Origin of the sequence: Streptomyces sp. NPDC048462 (assembly GCF_043200175.1) — a bacterium.
GTDB lineage: Bacteria > Actinomycetota > Actinomycetes > Streptomycetales > Streptomycetaceae > Streptomyces.
Genome location: NZ_JBICXG010000002.1, coordinates 301,813 through 320,364 on the forward strand (window position 1 = coordinate 301,813; position 18,552 = coordinate 320,364).

Below are 18,552 nucleotides of genomic sequence, written 5' to 3' on the forward strand. Positions count from 1 at the left end.
CGCCGCACGGCTCCCGGCGGCCTCAGCACCAGGGCGGCGGTGCGGTCCCGTCGTTCCAGGCCGCGAGCGCCTCGCCGTCCACGCAGACAATCGCGCACTGCTCCGCGTACTCCAGGGCCGGGGTCGTGTAGGCGCTGGTGGTGACGCAGACGGCGATCTCGGCCTCGTGCACGGCGTAGCAGGTTCCGCCGAATCGCTGGAGGTCCTGCGAACCGACCTTGTTGTCCGGCCCGTAGTACTTGCACTGGACGACCAGGCGGCGCCCGTCGGGGGCGGTCGCGAGCACATCGGCCCCCAGGTCGCCCGCTCCGCCGACGACCTGCACGTCAACGCAGCCGTCCCGTTCACAGAGCGCGGCGATCGCGTCCTCGAACCCGTCGGCGTCCAGGGCCTCGTGGTCCTGCTCCTCCCCTTCCGGCCCGGCCGGTGCCCACTCCTGTTCCGGCACTGGTTCCCACTCCTGTTCCGGCATCGGTTCCGACACGGGTTCCAGCACCGGTTCCGGCAGGACCGCCGTGCGCGCCACGGCGTCGCCATCCAGGGGCCGGGGCTCCGGGCCCGGGGAGCTCCAGGGCTCCTGAGGCGGGTCGAAGAGCTCCTGCACGGCCTCGGAGAGCGGGCCCGGCCCGCCGCGAGGGCGACGCCGCGTGCGGCGGCGATACCCGAGAAGCACGCCCGCCGCAATGAGCGCGGCGGCCGGCACGACGGCGGCCGGATGCCTGAGCACCCCTTCCCAGGCGATGCGCACCATCAGTCCTCCACCGCAGATCAGCAGGGCCACGGCCCCGAATCCGCCGGCGGTCGTACGCACGCTGAAAGCCTTCGGGGAGCCGCCGGGGCCCCGCCTTCGTACCGGCACCGTCATGCGCGCCGCCCCGATATGCCTCTTCCAAGATCATTCATGTCTGCCGTCTGCCCCGGCGGGCCGGATCCAACGGCCGTGAAATGCGGTTGCCCGCCCCCCGGCGCGGTGCTGTGGTGGGCGGATGACCCAGAACCAGGACCATGGCTCCCTGCTCGCCGCTTTCGACCGGGAGATGCGCGAGCTCGCCCGGCCCGACGGCCCCGGCGTCCACGTCGAGCGAACCGGCGACGTCGTGCGCCAGTCCGGCGCGGCCCACGACTGGAACGGGGTCGTGTGGTCCTCCCCGGATCTGGACGCGGCGCGGGCCGACGCGGCGATCGCCGCCCAGGTGGCCCACTGCGTGGGGCGCGGGTACGAGGAGTTCGAGTGGAAGCTGTACGGGCACGACCGCCCGGCCGATCTGGGGGCCAGGCTGCAGGCCGCCGGGTTCGAGGCGGAGGAGCCCGAGACCCTGCTGGTCGCGCCGGTCGCGGAGCTGCCCACGGAAGTCGTGCTCCCCGACGGCGTCCGGCTGCGCACCGTGCGTGAGGAGGCCGATGTGGAGCTGATGGCCCGGGCCCATGAGCAGGCGTTCGGCTCGGACTGGACCCGGTTGCGCCACCAGGTACTGGCCCGGCTGAAGGAGGACCCGGACCATTTCGTGGGGGTGCTCGCGATGGCGGGCGAGGAGCCGGTGAGCTCGGCCCGGATGGAGCTGTACCCCGGCACCGGGTTCGCCGGGCTGTGGGGCGGCGGCACGGTCGAGGCCTGGCGCGGCAGGGGCGTGTACCGGGCGCTGATCGCCTTCCGGGCCCGGATCGCCGCGGAGCGCGGCTTCCGGTACCTCCAGGTCGACGCGACCGAGCTGAGCCGCCCGATCCTGCAGCGCCTCGGCTTCACGGCCCTGACCACCACGACGCCGTACGTCTACCGCCCCGCCTCCTGACCTGCTACTTCGGGGCACATCGCACCAAAACGCTCCTCGTGTTGCTCATGCGTGGCACCCGGACGACAATTGAGGGAAATTACTGGCACCCAGTGCCTTGCCAGGTGTCACGGAGTGCCATACGTTGAAGTCGTCCGGGCGGCCGGCGTGCTGAGACCTCACGTACGCCGGCTGTCCCCGCAAGCCAGGTGCCTGCGTGCCCGGACGCCTGCGTCACAGGCAAACCCTTCTGCTCCACAGAGCAAGCAGCCGAAGCACCACCAGCCGAACCGACGGCACACCTCCACGCAACACCGCTCCCCCTGCTTCGCAGGACCCTCAAGCGTTCCCTCAAACGCAGCTCCATCGGAGGCACACCGTGAAGGAAATCCTGGACGCGATCCAATCGCAGACCGACTCGAAGAGCGGCTCCGCCGCGGTCACGGCCGCGGACTTCGCGGCGCTGCCCATCCCCGAGTCGTACCGCGCGGTGACCGTGCACAAGGACGAGGCCGAGATGTTCGCCGGCGTCGCCGGCCGCGACAAGGACCCCCGCAAGTCCCTCCACATCGAGGACGTGCCGGTCCCCGAGCTCGGTCCGGGCGAGGCGCTGGTCGCGGTCATGGCCAGCTCGGTCAACTACAACTCCGTGTGGACGTCGATCTTCGAGCCCGTCTCGACCTTCGGCTTCCTGGAGCGGTACGGCAGGCTCAGCGACCTCACCAAGCGCCACGACCTGCCGTACCACGTCATCGGCTCCGACCTGGCGGGCGTCGTCCTGCGCACCGGTCCCGGCGTCAACGCCTGGAAGCCCGGCGACGAGGTCGTCGCGCACTGCCTCTCGGTGGAGCTGGAGTCCTCGGACGGTCACAACGACACGATGCTCGACCCCGAGCAGCGGATCTGGGGCTTCGAGACCAACTTCGGCGGACTGGCCGAGGTGGCGCTGGTGAAGTCGAACCAGCTGATGCCCAAGCCGGACCACCTCAGCTGGGAGGAGGCCGCGGCCCCCGGTCTGGTCAACTCCACCGCGTACCGCCAGCTCGTCTCGCGCAACGGCGCGGGGATGAAGCAGGGCGACAACGTGCTGATCTGGGGGGCGAGCGGCGGACTCGGCTCCTACGCCACGCAGTTCGCCCTGGCCGGTGGCGCCAACCCGATCTGCGTCGTCTCCAGCGACCAGAAGGCGGAGATCTGCCGGAAGATGGGCGCCGAGGCGATCATCGACCGCAACGCCGAGGGCTACAAGTTCTGGAAGGACGAGCACAACCAGGACCCGCGCGAGTGGAAGCGCTTCGGCAAGCGCATCCGCGAACTGACCGGCGGCGAGGACGTCGACATCGTCTTCGAGCACCCGGGCCGCGAGACCTTCGGCGCGAGCGTGTACGTGACCCGCAAGGGCGGCACGATCGTCACCTGCGCCTCGACCTCCGGCTACACCCACGAGTACGACAACCGCTACCTGTGGATGTCACTGAAGAAGATCGTGGGCTCGCACTTCGCCAACTACCGCGAGGCGTGGGAGGCCAACCGCCTCGTCGCCAAGGGGAAGATCCACCCGACACTGTCGAAGGTCTACTCCCTGGAGGACACCGGCCAGGCCGCGTACGACGTGCACCGCAACCTCCACCAGGGCAAGGTCGGCGTCCTGGCGCTCGCCCCGCGCGAGGGGCTGGGTGTGCGCGACGAGGCGATGCGTGAGCAGCACATCGACGCCATCAACCGATTCAGGGACATCTGACATGACCGGCCGTCAGAAGGACCGCCCCTGGCTCATGCGGACGTACGCCGGCCACTCGACCGCCGAGGCGTCCAACGAGCTCTACCGGCGCAACCTCGCCAAGGGCCAGACGGGCCTGTCGGTCGCCTTCGACCTGCCCACCCAGACGGGGTACGACCCCGACCACGTCCTCGCCCGCGGTGAGGTCGGCCGGGTCGGCGTGCCCGTCTCGCACCTCGGTGACATGCGCCGGCTGTTCCAGGACATCCCGCTGGAGCAGATGAACACCTCCATGACGATCAACGCCACCGCGATGTGGCTGCTGGCGCTCTACCAGGTGGTCGCGGAGGAGCAGGGCGCCGACGCGGACAAACTCCAGGGCACCACGCAGAACGACATCGTGAAGGAGTACCTCTCGCGCGGGACGCACGTCTTCCCGCCGGGCCCCTCACTGCGGCTGACCACCGACATGATCACGTACACGGTCAACCGCATCCCCAAGTGGAACCCGATCAACATCTGCAGCTACCACCTCCAGGAGGCGGGGGCCACCCCCGTCCAGGAGATCGCGTACGCCATGTCGACGGCCATCGCGGTCCTCGACGCGGTGCGCGACTCCGGTCAGGTGCCCGCGGAGAAGTTCGGCGCGGTCGTCGCCCGGATCTCCTTCTTCGTGAACGCGGGCGTCCGGTTCATCGAGGAGATGTGCAAGATGCGCGCCTTCGGCCGCATCTGGGACCGCATCACCCAGGAGCGGTACGGCATCACCGATGCCAGGCAGCGCCGCTTCCGCTACGGCGTCCAGGTCAACTCGCTGGGCCTGACCGAGGCCCAGCCGGAGAACAACGTCCAGCGCATCGTGCTGGAGATGCTGGCCGTCACCCTCTCCAAGGACGCCCGCGCCCGCGCGGTGCAGCTGCCCGCCTGGAACGAGGCGCTCGGGCTGCCGCGCCCCTGGGACCAGCAGTGGTCGCTGCGCATCCAGCAGGTACTCGCCCACGAGAGCGACCTGCTGGAGTACGAGGACATCTTCGCCGGGTCGCACGTCATCGAGGCCAAGGTGGACGAGCTGGTCACCGAATCGTTCACGGAGATCGACCGGATCCAGGAGATGGGCGGCGCCATGGCGGCCGTCGAGTCCGGCTACCTCAAGTCCGAACTGGTCTCCTCGCACGCCGCGCGGCGGGCCCGGATCGAGGGCGGCGAGGAGAAGATCGTCGGCGTCAACATCCACGAGGTCACCGAGCCCAACCCGCTCACCGCCGACCTCGACGCCGCGATCATGACGGTCGACCCGGCCAACGAGGCCAAGGTCGTCGCCGCGCTCCACGAGTGGCGCGACAACCGCGACGAGGCCCGCGCCACCGAGGCCCTGTCCGTCCTGAAGAAGACCGCCGCGGGCACCGACAACATGATGGAGGCCACCGTCGAGTGCGCCCGCGCAGGCGTCACCACGGGCGAGTGGTCCTGGGCACTGCGCGACGTCTTCGGTGAGTTCCGCGCCCCGACCGGCGTGTCGTCCGCGCCGGTCGCGGTGACCGCGGAGGCGGGCACGCCGCTCGCGCTGGTACGCGAGAAGGTCGCGCGGACCGCGGCGGACCTGGGCGCGGGCCGGCTGCGGCTGCTCGTCGGCAAGCCCGGCCTCGACGGGCACTCCAACGGCGCCGAGCAGATCGCGGTACGCGCCCGCGACGCCGGTTTCGAGGTCGTCTACCAGGGCATCCGCCTGACGCCCGAACAGATCGTCTCGGCCGCCGTCGCCGAGGACGTGCACTGCGTCGGGCTGTCCATCCTGTCCGGCTCGCACGCCGAGCTGGTGCCCGACGTGCTGACCCGGCTGCGCCGGACCGGCGCGGGCGACATCCCGGTGATCGCCGGCGGGATCATCCCGCCCGCCGACGCCGCGGCCCTGATCGAAGCCGGTGTCGCCGCCGTGTTCACCCCGAAGGACTTCGGCATCACGGAGATCATCGGCCGTATCGTCGACGAGATCCGGAAAGCGAACAAGCTCGACCCTCTGGAGGTCCCCGCATGACTGCCGTCAACCGCCTGCGTCCGCGCCGCTCGTGTCTGGCCGTACCCGGCTCGAACCCGCGGTTCCTGGAGAAGGCCCAGGGACTCCCGGCCGACCAGGTCTTCCTCGACCTGGAGGACGCCTGCGCGCCGCTCGCCAAGGAAGGCGCCCGGCACACGATCGTCGACGCCCTGAACAACGGCGACTGGACGGGCAAGACCCGGGTCGTGCGGGTCAACGACTGGACGACGCACTGGACGTACCGCGACGTCATCACGGTCGTCGAGGGCGCGGGCCCCAACCTCGACTGCATCATGCTGCCGAAGGTCCAGGACGCCCAGCAGGTCGTCGCACTGGACCTGCTGCTCACCCAGATCGAGAAGACCATGGGCTTCGAGGTCGGGAAGATCGGCATCGAGGCGCAGATCGAGAACGCCAAGGGCCTCGTCAACATCGACGACATCGCCGCCGCCTCGCCCCGGCTCGAGACCCTGATCTTCGGCCCGGCCGACTTCATGGCGTCGATCAACATGAAGACCCTGGTCGTCGGCCAGCAGCCGCCCGGGTACGGCGCGGACGCGTACCACTACATCCTGATGCGCATTCTGATGGCGGCCCGCACGCACGACCTCCAGGCGATCGACGGTCCGTTCCTCCAGATCCGCGACGTGGACGCGTACCGCGAGGTGGCGGGCCGTGCGGCGGCGCTCGGCTTCGACGGCAAGTGGGTGCTGCACCCCGGCCAGGTCGACGCGGCGAACGAGGTGTTCTCGCCCTCGCAGGAGGACTACGACCACGCCGAGCTGATCCTGGACGCCTACGACTGGTGCACCTCCGAGGAGGGCGGCAAGAAGGGTTCGGCGATGCTCGGCGACGAGATGATCGACGAGGCCAGCCGCAAGATGGCCCTGGTCGTCGCGGGCAAGGGCCGCGCGGCCGGCATGGAGCGCACCTCCAAGTTCGAAGCTCCGGAGGCCTGATATGCAGTTCGGGCGCACCTATGAGGAATTCGAGATCGGTGCCGTCTACAAGCACTGGCCCGGAAAGACCGTCACCGAATACGACGACCACCTCTTCTGCCTGCTGACCATGAATCATCACCCGCTGCACATGGACAGCAACTACGCGGAGAGCACAACGGATTTCGGCAAGAACGTTGTCGTCGGCAACTACATCTACTCGTTGCTGCTCGGCATGTCGGTGCCGGACGTCTCGGGAAAGGCGATCGCCAACCTGGAGGTCGAATCACTGAAGCACGTCGCGCCGACCTTCCACGGCGACACGATCTACGGCGAGACGACGGTCCTGGACAAGACTCCGTCGAAGTCCAAGAGCGACCGCGGAATCGTTTACGTGGAGACCAGGGGCTACAAGCAGGACTCCACTCTGGTCTGCGTGTTCCGTCGCAAGGTGATGGTCCCCACGGAGACGTACATCAAGGAGCGGGGCGGGGAACAGCCCGGCCGCCCGGAGCCGAAGCAGCCTTCGCAGAAGAACGTGGAGAAGTAGCCATGGCCCGACTCGCCCAGACCGCCGGCCTCACCGATGTGCAGCGGGAGATTCTCTCCACGGTCCGTGATTTCGTCGACAAAGAGATCATTCCGGTCGCCACCCAGCTGGAGCACCGAGACGAGTACCCGGCCGAAATCGTCGAGGGCCTCAAGGAACTCGGACTCTTCGGGCTGATGATCCCCGAGGAGTACGGCGGGCTGGGTGAGTCCCTCCTCACGTACGCGCTGTGCGTGGAGGAGATCGCCCGCGGCTGGATGAGTGTGTCCGGGATCATCAACACGCACTTCATCGTGGCGTACATGCTCAAGCAGCACGGCACACAGGAGCAGAAGGACACCTTCCTGCCCCGGATGGCACTGGGTGAGGTGCGCGGCGCGTTCTCGATGTCCGAGCCGGCCCTGGGCTCCGATGTCGCGGCGATCACCTCGAAGGGCGTCAGGGACGGCGACGGGTACGTACTCAACGGCCAGAAGATGTGGCTGACGAACGGCGGCACGTCCACGCTCGTCGCCGTTCTGTGCCGGAGTGACGAAGGCCACCCCGAGGGCACCCCGCCGCACAAGTCGATGACCACGTTCCTGGTGGAGAAGGAGCCCGGGTTCGGTGAGGTCCGGCCGGGCCTCACGATCCCCGGGAAGATCGACAAGATGGGTTACAAGGGCGTCGACACGACCGAACTCATCATGGACGGGCTACACATTCCAGCCAATCGTGTACTCGGCGGCACCACGGGCCGAGGGTTTTACCAAATGATGGACGGAGTGGAGGTCGGCCGGGTAAATGTCGCCGCACGTGGCTGTGGCGTCGCACAGCGTGCATTCGAGCTCGGCGTTTCCTACGCCCAGCAGCGCCATACCTTCGGAAAACCGATCGCCCAGCACCAGGCGATCCAGTTCAAGCTGGCCGAAATGGCCACCAAGGTCGAGGCCGCGCATGCGATGATGGTAAATGCAGCGCGCAAAAAGGACTCCGGGGAACGAAACGACCTGGAGGCAGGGATGGCGAAGTACCTCGCCTCCGAGTACTGCAAGGAAGTCGTCGAGGACGCCTTCCGTATCCATGGCGGTTACGGCTTCTCCAAGGAGTACGAGATCGAGCGCCTCTACCGAGAGGCCCCGATGCTGCTGATCGGTGAAGGTACCGCCGAGATCCAGAAAATGATCATCGGGCGCCGACTCCTTGAGGAGTACCGGTTCCAGGGTTGATTGCCCCATTCGCGGTGATTTAACCGCGAAGAAGATCACACCCTGTCATCCTCATCCGGTGCCTTCCAGACGTCCGACTCGGCTGCTGGCTTGCCCAGTTGCGGTCCGCAACCGATAACATCGCCGGAAAAGCCGCCGTCCCCCGTTGCCAGCGCGGCATCATCCGCTACGAAGGTCATCCATGCCCGACAGCCATACCTCTGCACCACGCGGCGGGGTCCGCCTTGCACGCGGAGCTTCGCCGTGGCTCCTCCCGACCGTCGCCACCGCCGCACTCAGCCTGTCCCGGGCCCGCAGGTCCGGGCGCTGGGCGGCCGTGGCCGTGCCCACCACCGCGCTCGCGGCGGGCATGCTGTGGTTCTTCCGCGACCCCGAGCGCGAGATCACCCAGGGCCGCGTCATCTCACCGGCCGACGGCGTGGTGCAGAGCATCATGCCGTGGAAGGACGGGCGCACCCGCGTCGCGATCTTCATGAGCCCGCTCAACGTCCACGTCAACCGCGCGCCACTGGCCGGCACGGTGACATCGGTCGAGCACATCCCCGGTGGCTTCGTTCCGGCGTTCAACAAGGAGAGCGAGAACAACGAGCGCGTTGTCTGGCACTTCGACACCGAGCTCGGCGACATCGAAATGGTGCAGATCGCGGGCGCAGTCGCCCGCCGCATCGTCCCGTACGTTCCGCAGGGCACCAAGGTGGACCAGGGCGAGCGGATCGGCCTGATCCGGTTCGGCTCCCGGGTCGACATCTACCTTCCGGAAGGTATCGATGTCGCGGTCGAGGTCGGCCAGGCCACCACCGCGGGGGTGACTCGAATTGACCGTGATTGATCCTGAGACACAGGCCGGCTGGGTGCCCGAGGCGGATGCCGAGGACGACGCCGAGGACATGCCGCTCTCAATGCGGCTGTCGATAGCGGACACCCTCACTCTCGGTAACGCCACGTGCGGTTTCATGGCGGTGTACTTCACCACCACGGGCATCCTCATCCCGCACCTCACGGGCAGCGACGAGAGCGGCATGGCCCGGCACTCGGCGGCCACCGCCGTGATCCTGATGCTCATGGCCGCGATCTTCGACCTGTTCGACGGACTCGTGGCGCGCAAGCTGCGTTCCTCGCCGATGGGCGCCGAGCTGGACAACCTCTCGGACCTCGTCAGCTTCGGCCTCGCCCCGGCGTACTTCGTCCTCGTGTACGGCATGGTCGCGGACGACGCACACCAGCGCGTCTCGGCCCTGGCGGCGATCGTCGTGCTGCTGGCGGTGGTACTCAGGCTTGCCAGATTCTCCTGCGTGACCTTGAAGGACGGCATGTTCCAGGGCATGCCGAGCCCCTTCGGGGCGCTCACGGTCATCTCGATCGTGCTCCTGGAGCTGCCCTTCGTGCCGACGCTGCTCGCGATCGTCGGCGTGGCGTGGCTGATGGTCAGCCGGGTCGAGTACCCCAAGCCGCGGGGTGTCCTCGCGGTGGCGATGCTCGGCTGGATCGTGGCCGCGATGGGTCTCCTGGCCGCTTGGGCGTTCGACGCCCCCGGCGGTCAGCTGCTGCTCCAGACCGGCTGTGCGCTCCAGGTGGTCCTGGGTGCGGTCATCCCGCTCTTCGCGACCGCCCGCCGGGTGAACACCTTCCGTGACAACCGGCGCGAGGCACGGGCGGCGCAGCTGCCGTAACGGCTCACGCACGTCATGCACGAGGGCCCGGATGCTCCCCAGCATCCGGGCCCTCGTGCGTTTCCCGGTCCCGTCCGGGCCAGGGCAGGGGCTACCCCTTGATGACCGAGCGGATCCAGGTGAGCTGCTGGGAGATCTCGCCGGCCCCGGCCGTCGTCTCCCGGTCGGAGCCGTCGAAGACGCCGAGCAGGGCCTCGTCGCCACGCGGGCCGATGCTCATCACCGGGCCCCCGGAGTCGCCGCCCGCCGGAATCCCGGACACCTTCGTCATGCAGAAGTCCGAGCCGCCCGGCACGGTGTACCCCTCGCAGCGCGGATCGGACGGCCGCAGGACCCGCAGGACCGACTGCTTGAGCACGGGGGACTGGCAGCTGTTCTCGTCCCCGGTGCAGGTGGCGCCCCATCCGTACTGCCGTACGAGCCGGCCTGGGCGGACGGCGGTGTCGGCGGGCCGCGCGGTGCGGATCCTCATCGGCGGGACCTTCACGAGCATCATGTCGGCCCGCGCGCTTCCCACACGGCCGTGCGGCACCGGGTGCACCGTGGCGCCCTTGCGCACGTCGAGGCTGCCGATCCGGAACGAGATCCGCTTGTCGGCCACCGCCTGCCCCTGCTCGAAGAAGCAGTGCGAGGCGGTGATGATCCACCGGCGCGCGATCGCCGTCCCGGTGCAGACCGGGGTGCCGTCGACGAGCATGCGCACCGCCCACGGACCGTAGGTGCTCTTCGAGCCACCGATCACGGCGGAGGCGGGGGCGGACGACATCAGCGCAGCCGTCACCACCAGTAAGGCGGTCAGCAGCGATACACGAACACGACGAACCATTCGGGACAGCTCCTCCGGGTCGGGGCGTGGGCGGCCGTACTGCTGGTGAGATACCCGGCCGTGCCGAAAGGTTCCGATTGGAGCGAATAAATCGAATGAAGCCAATGAAACGAATGGCCCGATAGAACTTTCACATTCAATCTCTTATCCGTAATGCATGCCTCCGATTGCGAACACACGGCCGAATATCGTCCCTCATTACCGCGGTCCCCCATACGGAGACTTCCGCTCTTTTCCCTCGGGACCGGCGGTACGGTGCGAGCGCGGAAGCACCACGGCCCGGCGGGCCGGCGGAACCGGAATGAGGGGGAGTTCAGCGGATGTCGGACTGGCCACTGGCGATCGGTGTACTCGGCACCTTGGCGATGCTGTTCTTCTTCTGCGCCGGTGACCGGCTCATCGGCAGCGCGGGCGGGCGCACCCCCTGGGGCATCCTCGGGTTCCTCGTCTCGCAGATGGTGGAGAGAGGGATCTGGGTCTTTCCCGGTTCCACTCCCGCCTGGTACGGGCCGTCGACCTACGTCTGCGCGATGGTGGCCGGTTTCGTGGGCTTCGCACGTCTCCAGCTGACCAACGCGGAGCAGCGCGCCAACCCGGAGAACAATCCGTTGGCGGCGAACGAGCGGGCCGCTGCCGGCACGGAACGGCTGCGGAGCTACGCGGTATCGGACGATCTGGCGGTCCTGGACTCGGGCGTGGACGACTTCCGCGCGGCGGCCCGTCAGAGCGTCGGACACGCCAACCACCTCGGCCACGTCACCGGCCTCGTCCGGGCGGCGCGCATGCGGTACGAGCGGCTCGGGCGGCTCCAGGACCTGGACGAGGCCGTCGAGGCCGGAGAGCGGGCCGACCGGGCCCGGGGCACCGGCCAGGCGCGCGGCCGGATGCTCTGCCAGCTCAGCACCGCGCTACGGCTGCGCTACGACCACCTCGGCGCGGCGGACGATCTGGCGCGGGCCGTCGCCGCCGGACGCGAGGCCGTCCGGCTCGTCCCCTCCCGCAGCCCTCACTTCCCCGGTACGTGCGGCCAGTTCGGCGCCGCCCTGCACAGCGAGTACCTGCGCACCGACGACCTGGACGTCCTGGAACAGGCCGTCGCCCAGGTGTCGGCCGCCGCGGACTGGGCCGACAGGCGCGGCTACCGGCGCGCGGCGGACCGGGCCACCCTCTGCTACCTGCTGGTGCAGCGGGGCAAGCGGACCGGGAGCCTCGTGGACATCGACCGGGCCGTACGGACGGGGCGGGAGGCGCTGGAGACGACCGAGCCGGGCGAGGCGCTGCACGGGACATGCCTGAGCAACCTCGGCCTGGCGCTGCGCACCCGGCACCGGCTGCGGGCGGGCGCCGAGCTCCATCCGGCCACGGACGATCTGGACGAGGCGGTCGGCCTGAGCGAACGCGCCCTGGCCACGGCGCCGACGGACGCCCCCGAAAGGGCGGTGTACCAGGTCGTGGCGGCACTGGCTCTTCGCGATCTCGGCCGGTACGACACGGCCCGCGGGCCTGGCGATGCCGGCGGCGGCGCCGATTCCGCCACCGGTGCCGTCCGTCCCGGGGGGCCCGATCAGGCCCTCGACGCGGCACGGGCCGCTGCGGCCCATCCGAGGGCCGACGTCCCCACGCGGATGCGGGCCGGGCTGCTCTGGAGCGATATCGCCGCCTCGGGTGCCCGCTACCGGGAGGCCATGACGGCGTTCGAGACCGTGATCGCACTCCTGCCCCGGCTGGCGGGCCGCGAGCTGCGCCGGGCGGACCAGGAGGACCGCCTCGGCCGGTACAGCGGCATCGCGGCGGACGCGGCCGCCTGCGCGCTCTTCGAGGGCGAGCCCGAGCGGGCGGTGGCGATGCTGGAGCTCGGGCGCGGTGTGCTGCTGTCGCGGGAGCTGGACCTGCGCGCCGACATCGGTGAGCTCCGGGCACAGAACCCCTCGCTGGCAAGGGAGTTCGAGGACCTGCGGACGGCCCTGGCCGAGGGGCGCGCCGAACCGCCCGTAGGCGGCGCTGCGGACTCGCGCTCCCGGCGGCGCGAGGAGGGCGAGCGCTGGGACGTGCTGCTGCGCGAGATCCGCTCGCTGGACGGGCTGGCGGACTTCGCGGGGCCGCCCTCCCCCGAGCGGCTGCTCGCCGGGGCGGCGGAGGGTGCCGTCGTGTACCTCAACGTGAGCCGGTTCCGCTCCGACGCGGTCATCATCGCCCCCGACGGCATCCGTTCCGTCCCGTTGCGGGTCACCCCGGACGAGGCCGAGGACCGGCGGCGCGCGCTGGACGCCGCGCTGGCCTCCCGGGACGAGGACGGCGCGGCGCGGGCGACGGCGGTGCACGAGGTGCTCGGCTGGCTGTGGGACGCCTTGGCCGAGCCCGTCCTGAACGCCCTGAAGGATCTGCACGCGGCACATCGCGGTCCGGGGCTGCCGCGAGTGTGGTGGGTGCCCACCGGACCGCTCGCGCTGCTGCCCGTTCACGCGGCGGGACACCGCGGCGGCGCCCGTTCCCTGCTCGACCGGGTGATCTCGTCCTACACGCCCACGGTGCGGTCCCTGGCCACCGCCCGGACCGCCGGAGCCCCGGCCGCCCGCCGCCGGGTGCCCCTCGCCGTAGCCATGTCCACCACCCCGGAGGCGGGGCCGCTCTCCGGGGCGGAGGCCGAGGCACGGATGGTGCGGGGGCTGTTCCCGGGGACCGTACGCCTCAGCGGCCCGGAGGCGACCAGGGAGCGGGTCCTGAGCGCGCTGCCGGACCATGCCTGGGCGCACTTCGCCTGCCATACGGCGACCGATCCCGACGTCCCGTCGCGCAGCGGGCTGCTCCTGCACGATCACCGGCGACGGCTGCTGACCGTCGAGGACGTGTCCCGGCTGGAGCTGGGCAGCCCCGAGCTCGCCTATCTGTCCTCGTGCGACACGGCCCGCACCGCGCCGCGCCATGCCGATGAGGCCATCCATCTGGCCTCGGCCTTCCAACTGGCCGGATACCGACAGGTCATCGCGACGCTGTGGCGGGTGGAGGACGAGGTCAGCTCGGTGTTCGCTGAGAACGTCTACACGGAGCTGGCCGAGGCGGTGCGGTCCGGCGCGCCCGTCGAGGCGGCGGCCGCGGTACGTCGCGCCACTCTGGCGGTCCGGGAGCTGTGCCCCAACCTGCCTCAGTTATGGGCGAGCTATCTGCACGTCGGCTGCTGAGGGGCGGGGCCCGGCGGCTCGGGGCCCGGCCGCGGGCTCAGCCGGACGGCTCGGACGCCCCGGACTCCGGCGGCACCGAGGACTCACCGGGCTCCGGCGGCAGGGCGGCCGCGCCGGTGCCCCGGGGCGGGAAGGAGACCCCTGCCGGGTCCGAGGGGCCCCGGGTCGGTTCGGGCAGGGCGAGGACCGGGGTGTGCCCCCGGAAGTCCCCGCCGCCCTTCCGGCGCAACTTCTTCTCGAATTCGGTCAGTTCCGGCTCTTCGGCCCGGGACGCGGTCATTCCGGCTCCTGCGTGGTCCGGGCGGCCGGGACGGCGGCCGCAAGGGGTTCGGGGGGTGCGGCGGCGGGCGGGGACAGGAGTTCCAGCACGTCGGTGTCCGCCGCCCTGATGTGGATGCCCGCGCTGTCCCGGACGGGCCGCACGAAGCTGCCGTCCGGCCTCATCAGCCACGCCGATTCGAGGTAGACCTCGGGGGCCTGCGGATACGAGGTGGCGTACGACCGGCTCCCGTACCAGCCGCCCACCCAGGCGCCGTCACGCAGCCGCATGCGTACGAAGCAGGGGCCGGAGCGGCTGAACAGGTGGTCCCAGGCGGTGGGTGTCGAACGGTAGCGCGCGGGCCGCCGGCGCCGCTGCCACCAGGTGACGCCGGCCGCGGCCGCCGCCGGCACGACGATGAACAGCACCAGGGCCGCCAGCCCGGCCGACCGGGGCTGCTGCGCCACGGCTTCCCGGCCGCCCGCACCCGCGTGCCGGGCGAAGCGCACCAGCCGGGGCCCCGCCGCGATCAGATACAGGGTGTCGAGCACGACGGACGCCGCCACCGCCCGCAACACCCTTTCCCCCAGGTCACGTTCGCCGGGCACCGGGCCCCGCCAGCGCTCCCGCAGGAACTGGTAGGTGACTCCCGGCAGGACGAACAGCACCAGGAGGGCGATCTGGAGCGGGGTGGACGGGGACTGCCCCATCACATGCCCCGCAGGCCCTCGGAGGGATCGTGCGCGATCAGTCTCGCCCGCCTCGCGCGCAGCCCCAGCAGGGCCGCCGCCACCAGTGTCGAGATCGCCACCCAGGGCCTCGCGTGCACGATCAGCGCGGCCGTCTGCGACTGCCGGTAGAAGGCCAGCGCCACCAGCAGCCCGCCGATGAGCCACAGGACCCCCGACAGGCGCCTGGGCGCGCTCATCTCCCCGAGCAGCAGCAGCGCTCCGAGCAACGCGGTGACCGCCACCCCCAGCGTGTACGGATCAGTGGCCACGAGCACCCGGTACTCACCGATGTTCAGCAGGGCCAGGATCGCCAGCCACTTGGCCCGGCCGAAGCCGATGAGGGGCGACAGGACGACGAGGGCCAGCACCAACCCGTACACGGCGGACTCCGGTACCTGCATGACTCGCCTCCCCCGGCCCGTTGTACGCCCTTGAGCGTCCTGCCTGAAATGCTAGTCACGCCGGGGGCACATCGCGGTCCCTCGTTCGGGTGATTGCGCTGCCGGAGGGTTTTCGGCCACCGGGCCGGCGCGCACGTCACGGACACCCCTGAGCCGCCGGACGGTGCTCTCGGAGCCGGCGCAGCGCGGCCTCCACGCTGTCCCCGCCATGGCTGTTGAACGCGATCGCGGCCTGGGGAGCATGACGGTGAATCAGGTTCACGATCCGCTCGAAGAGAGGCAGCAGCTGTTCCGCCTTGCGGATTCCGCCCCCGATCACCACCACGTCCCACGGACGTCCGGACAACGAGGCGACGAGGCGACGAGGGCGGCCTCGGCCGCTTCGCCGAACACGACCAAGGTCATGGCCGCCTCGATGCCGCGTTCGGCGAACCGGGCGAGCCCGCCGTCCAGCGCCGCGCGAAGGGCCTCCGCGTCGACGCCGGGTATCGCCTGTGGGTCGTATCCGAGAACAAGTGCGCAGGGCATGCGGCCGGCCTACGCAGGCGGATCCGACACCTGTCAGCTTCTGCGTTTTTTACGTATTGATGCGAATCTTTTGCGCAACCTCTGGACGCGGCCACAGACGCGACTGCCACGGCCCTGCAGCGCGGGCGATGTAACCGACCCACGCCACACCCGGGGCCGCGCACCGCCCTCCCGATGGTCGACCAAGCACCGCATAGTACGCACCACGCACAGGTTTGAGTCACGAATTTGAGTGAGCCAAGCAGAATTTTGCGCAGCAGCATGGACTTACTTGCGGCACCACTCCTAGCCTGTGGGGCGTCCGAAGTGCCCCCACGAGCCGCAAGGACGACTGATAAGTGACCCCGACTCCCAGACGCCAGTTGCTCAGACGCTCCATATCCGCCTCCCTCTCGCTGGCACTCGCCGCGGTCGGCACCGCCGCCGCCGTGGTCCTGTCCAGCGCTCCGGCCGCCCAGGCGGCGGGGGTCCCCGCCCCCTCCCCCGTCGCGGTCCCCGGTCGCGGCGCGACCGTTCCGTTCAAGGAGCAGGAAGCCGAGTACGCGGCCACCAACGGCACGCTGATCGGCCCGAACCGGCTGTACGGCACGCTGCCCTCCGAGGCCTCGGGCCGACAGGCCGTGACGCTGGACGCGGTCGGTGAGTACGTGGAGTTCACACTCACCGCACCGGCCAACGCGATGTCCTTCCGCTACTCGCTGCCGGACAGTGCCGCCGGATCGGGCCGGGACGCCTCGATCAACGTGCTGGTGAACGGCGCGTCGCCGAAGGCGGTGCCGGTCACCTCCAAGTACGGCTGGTACTACGGCGGTTATCCCTTCAACAACAACCCGGGCGACACCAACCCGCACCACTTCTACGACGAGGCCCGGACCATGTTCGGGTCGACCCTCGCCGCCGGTACGAAGGTCCGGCTGCAGGTCTCCTCCACCTCCGCCTCGCCGTCGTTCACCATCGACCTGGCGGACTTCGAGCAGGTGGCCGCGCCGACCGTCAAGCCCTCGGGCGCACTCGACGTCGTCTCCGACTTCGGCGCCGACCCGACCGGGGCCGCCGACTCGACCGCCAAGATCCAGGCGGCCGTGGACGCGGGCAAGGCGCAGGGCAAGGAGGTCTACATCCCGCAGGGCACCTTCCAGGTCCGCGACCACATCGTGGTGGACAAGGTGACGCTGCGCGGTGCCGGCCCCTGGTACTCCGTGCTGACGGGCCGCGACCCCTCCAACCGGAGCAAGGCCGTCGGCGTCTACGGCAAGTACGCCCGGGACGGCGGCAGCAGCAACGTCACGCTCAAGGACTTCGCCATCATCGGTGACATCCAGGAGCGGGTGGACGACGACCAGGTCAACGCCATCGGCGGGGCCCTGTCGAACTCGACCGTCGACAACATCTGGATGCAGCACACCAAGTGCGGCGCCTGGATGGACGGCCCGATGGACAACTTCACCATCAAGAACAGCCGCATCCTGGACCAGACCGCCGACGGCGTGAACTTCCACTACGGCGTCACAAACTCCACCGTCACCAACACCTTCGTCCGCAACACCGGTGACGACGGACTGGCGATGTGGGCGGAGAACATCCCGAACGTGAAGAACAAGTTCACGTTCAACACGGTGATCCTGCCGATCCTCGCCAACAACATCGTGACGTACGGCGGCAAGGACATCACGATCTCCGACAACGTCATGTCGGACACCATCTCCAACGGCGGCGGCCTGCACATCGCCAACCGCTACCCAGGTGTCAACTCCGGTCAGGGAACGGCCGTCTCCGGCACCACGACGGCGGCCCGCAACACCCTGATCCGCACCGGGAACAACGACTACAACTGGCAGTTCGGCGTCGGAGCCGTCTGGTTCAGCGGCCTCAACGAGCCGATCAACGCCACCATCAACATCACCGACACGGAGATCCTGGACAGCTCCTACGCCGCGATCCACTTCATCGAGGGCGCGACCAACGGAGTGCACTTCAAGAACATCAAGATCGACGGCGCCGGTACCTACGCGCTGCAGGTCCAGTCCCCCGGCACGGCGACCTTCGACAACGTCGTGGCCACGCACATCGCGCAGTCCAACCCGATCCACAACTGCGTCGGCAGCGGCTTCCAGATCACCCGGGGCGCCGGCAACTCCGGCTGGTACTCCGACCCGCCGGCCTGCACCGGCAACTGGCCGGCCCCCGTGTGGACCAACGGCGGTGTGCCGCAGGGCGGCAGCGGCCCGACGGATCCCACGGACCCGCCGACCGACCCGACCGACCCGCCCACCGACCCGCCCGCCGAGACGGGCAACCTCGCCCAGGGCCGTAACGTCACCGAGTCCGGCCACGCGGACGTGTACAGCGCGTCCAGGGCCGTGGACGGCGACGCGAACAGCTACTGGGAGAGCACCAACAACGCCTTCCCGCAGACCATCACCGTGGACCTGGGGGCGGCCAAGGCCATCAAGCGGCTGGTCCTGAAGCTGCCGCCGGCGGCCGCCTGGGCCACCCGTACGCAGACCCTGAGCGTGTCGGGCAGCACCGACAACAACTCGTTCAACTCGCTCAAGGGATCGGCGGGTTACACCTTCAATCCGTCGAGCGGCAACAAGGCCACCGTCACCCTGCCCGGCACGTCGGCCCGCTATCTGCGGCTGACGTTCACCGGCAACACGGGGTGGCCTGCCGCGCAGCTCTCCGAACTGGAGGCCTACACCAGCTGACCGGACGGACGAACGACCGCAGGGCGGCAC

16 protein-coding genes are annotated in these 18,552 nt (G+C 69.8%); 10 read left to right on the forward strand and 6 right to left on the reverse strand.

The window, feature by feature from the left end; translation table 11 throughout:
- Positions 1–22: 22 nt before the first annotated feature.
- The gene (locus ACGFU6_RS04605; protein ID WP_393608045.1) at positions 23–811 is read right to left on the reverse strand and encodes a restriction endonuclease; all 789 of its coding nucleotides are present in this window, start codon (positions 809–811) and stop codon (positions 23–25) included.
- Positions 812–986: 175 nt separating this feature from the next.
- Here ACGFU6_RS04605 and ACGFU6_RS04610 point away from each other — a divergent pair, with 175 nt between their 5' ends.
- The 8 genes from ACGFU6_RS04610 to pssA all read left to right on the forward strand — a co-directional run bounded on the left by ACGFU6_RS04610 (position 987) and on the right by pssA (position 9,890).
- Positions 987–1,790, forward strand: coding sequence for a GNAT family N-acetyltransferase (locus tag ACGFU6_RS04610; protein WP_393608046.1), 804 nt, complete (start codon positions 987–989; stop codon positions 1,788–1,790).
- A gap of 358 nt (positions 1,791–2,148) precedes the next feature.
- A complete protein-coding gene (ccrA, locus tag ACGFU6_RS04615; RefSeq protein ID WP_393608047.1) occupies positions 2,149–3,510 on the forward strand; it encodes a crotonyl-CoA carboxylase/reductase in 1,362 nt (453 codons plus the stop codon).
- Between the two features lies 1 nt (position 3,511).
- The gene (locus tag ACGFU6_RS04620) at positions 3,512–5,524 is read left to right on the forward strand and encodes a protein meaA (RefSeq protein ID WP_393608048.1); all 2,013 of its coding nucleotides are present in this window, start codon (positions 3,512–3,514) and stop codon (positions 5,522–5,524) included.
- Positions 5,521–6,483, forward strand: coding sequence for an HpcH/HpaI aldolase/citrate lyase family protein (locus ACGFU6_RS04625; RefSeq protein ID WP_393608049.1), 963 nt, complete (start codon positions 5,521–5,523; stop codon positions 6,481–6,483). Before ACGFU6_RS04620 ends, ACGFU6_RS04625 begins: the two co-directional genes overlap by 4 nt.
- Before the next feature lies 1 nt (position 6,484).
- A complete protein-coding gene (locus ACGFU6_RS04630) occupies positions 6,485–7,012 on the forward strand; it encodes a MaoC family dehydratase (RefSeq protein ID WP_123531075.1) in 528 nt (175 codons plus the stop codon).
- 2 nt (positions 7,013–7,014) lie between these two features.
- Complete coding sequence (locus tag ACGFU6_RS04635) at positions 7,015–8,220, forward strand: acyl-CoA dehydrogenase family protein (RefSeq protein WP_393608050.1); 1,206 nt, start codon at positions 7,015–7,017, stop codon at positions 8,218–8,220.
- A 181-nt stretch (positions 8,221–8,401) separates the two neighbouring features.
- Positions 8,402–9,049 (forward strand): phosphatidylserine decarboxylase, encoded by a 648-nt coding sequence (locus ACGFU6_RS04640; protein ID WP_024489890.1) that lies wholly within the window; start codon positions 8,402–8,404, stop codon positions 9,047–9,049.
- A complete protein-coding gene (gene pssA / locus ACGFU6_RS04645; RefSeq protein WP_393608051.1) occupies positions 9,036–9,890 on the forward strand; it encodes a CDP-diacylglycerol--serine O-phosphatidyltransferase in 855 nt (284 codons plus the stop codon). Before ACGFU6_RS04640 ends, pssA begins: the two co-directional genes overlap by 14 nt.
- A gap of 91 nt (positions 9,891–9,981) precedes the next feature.
- On the opposite strand, the gene ACGFU6_RS04650 is transcribed toward pssA, so the two are convergent.
- A complete protein-coding gene (locus ACGFU6_RS04650; protein ID WP_393608052.1) occupies positions 9,982–10,716 on the reverse strand; it encodes a S1 family peptidase in 735 nt (244 codons plus the stop codon).
- Between the two features lie 320 nt (positions 10,717–11,036).
- Between ACGFU6_RS04650 and ACGFU6_RS04655 the strand changes: the two genes are divergently transcribed.
- Complete coding sequence (locus ACGFU6_RS04655) at positions 11,037–13,895, forward strand: CHAT domain-containing protein (protein WP_393608053.1); 2,859 nt, start codon at positions 11,037–11,039, stop codon at positions 13,893–13,895.
- A gap of 37 nt (positions 13,896–13,932) precedes the next feature.
- Here the strand turns inward: ACGFU6_RS04655 and ACGFU6_RS04660 are convergent, their stop codons facing one another.
- From ACGFU6_RS04660 to ACGFU6_RS04675, 4 genes are all read right to left on the reverse strand, one after another.
- Positions 13,933–14,175 (reverse strand): hypothetical protein, encoded by a 243-nt coding sequence (locus tag ACGFU6_RS04660; protein WP_393608054.1) that lies wholly within the window; start codon positions 14,173–14,175, stop codon positions 13,933–13,935.
- The gene (locus tag ACGFU6_RS04665) at positions 14,172–14,864 is read right to left on the reverse strand and encodes a DUF6338 family protein (protein ID WP_393608055.1); all 693 of its coding nucleotides are present in this window, start codon (positions 14,862–14,864) and stop codon (positions 14,172–14,174) included. Before ACGFU6_RS04665 ends, ACGFU6_RS04660 begins: the two co-directional genes overlap by 4 nt.
- Positions 14,864–15,286, reverse strand: a complete 423-nt coding sequence (locus ACGFU6_RS04670) for a hypothetical protein (RefSeq protein WP_393608056.1) — start codon at positions 15,284–15,286, stop codon at positions 14,864–14,866. The genes ACGFU6_RS04665 and ACGFU6_RS04670 overlap by 1 nt, the downstream gene beginning before the upstream one ends.
- 315 nt (positions 15,287–15,601) lie before the next feature.
- Positions 15,602–15,814 (reverse strand): hypothetical protein, encoded by a 213-nt coding sequence (locus tag ACGFU6_RS04675; protein ID WP_393608057.1) that lies wholly within the window; start codon positions 15,812–15,814, stop codon positions 15,602–15,604.
- A gap of 338 nt (positions 15,815–16,152) precedes the next feature.
- Here ACGFU6_RS04675 and ACGFU6_RS04680 point away from each other — a divergent pair, with 338 nt between their 5' ends.
- A complete protein-coding gene (locus ACGFU6_RS04680) occupies positions 16,153–18,522 on the forward strand; it encodes a discoidin domain-containing protein (protein ID WP_393608058.1) in 2,370 nt (789 codons plus the stop codon).
- Positions 18,523–18,552: the final 30 nt, after the last annotated feature.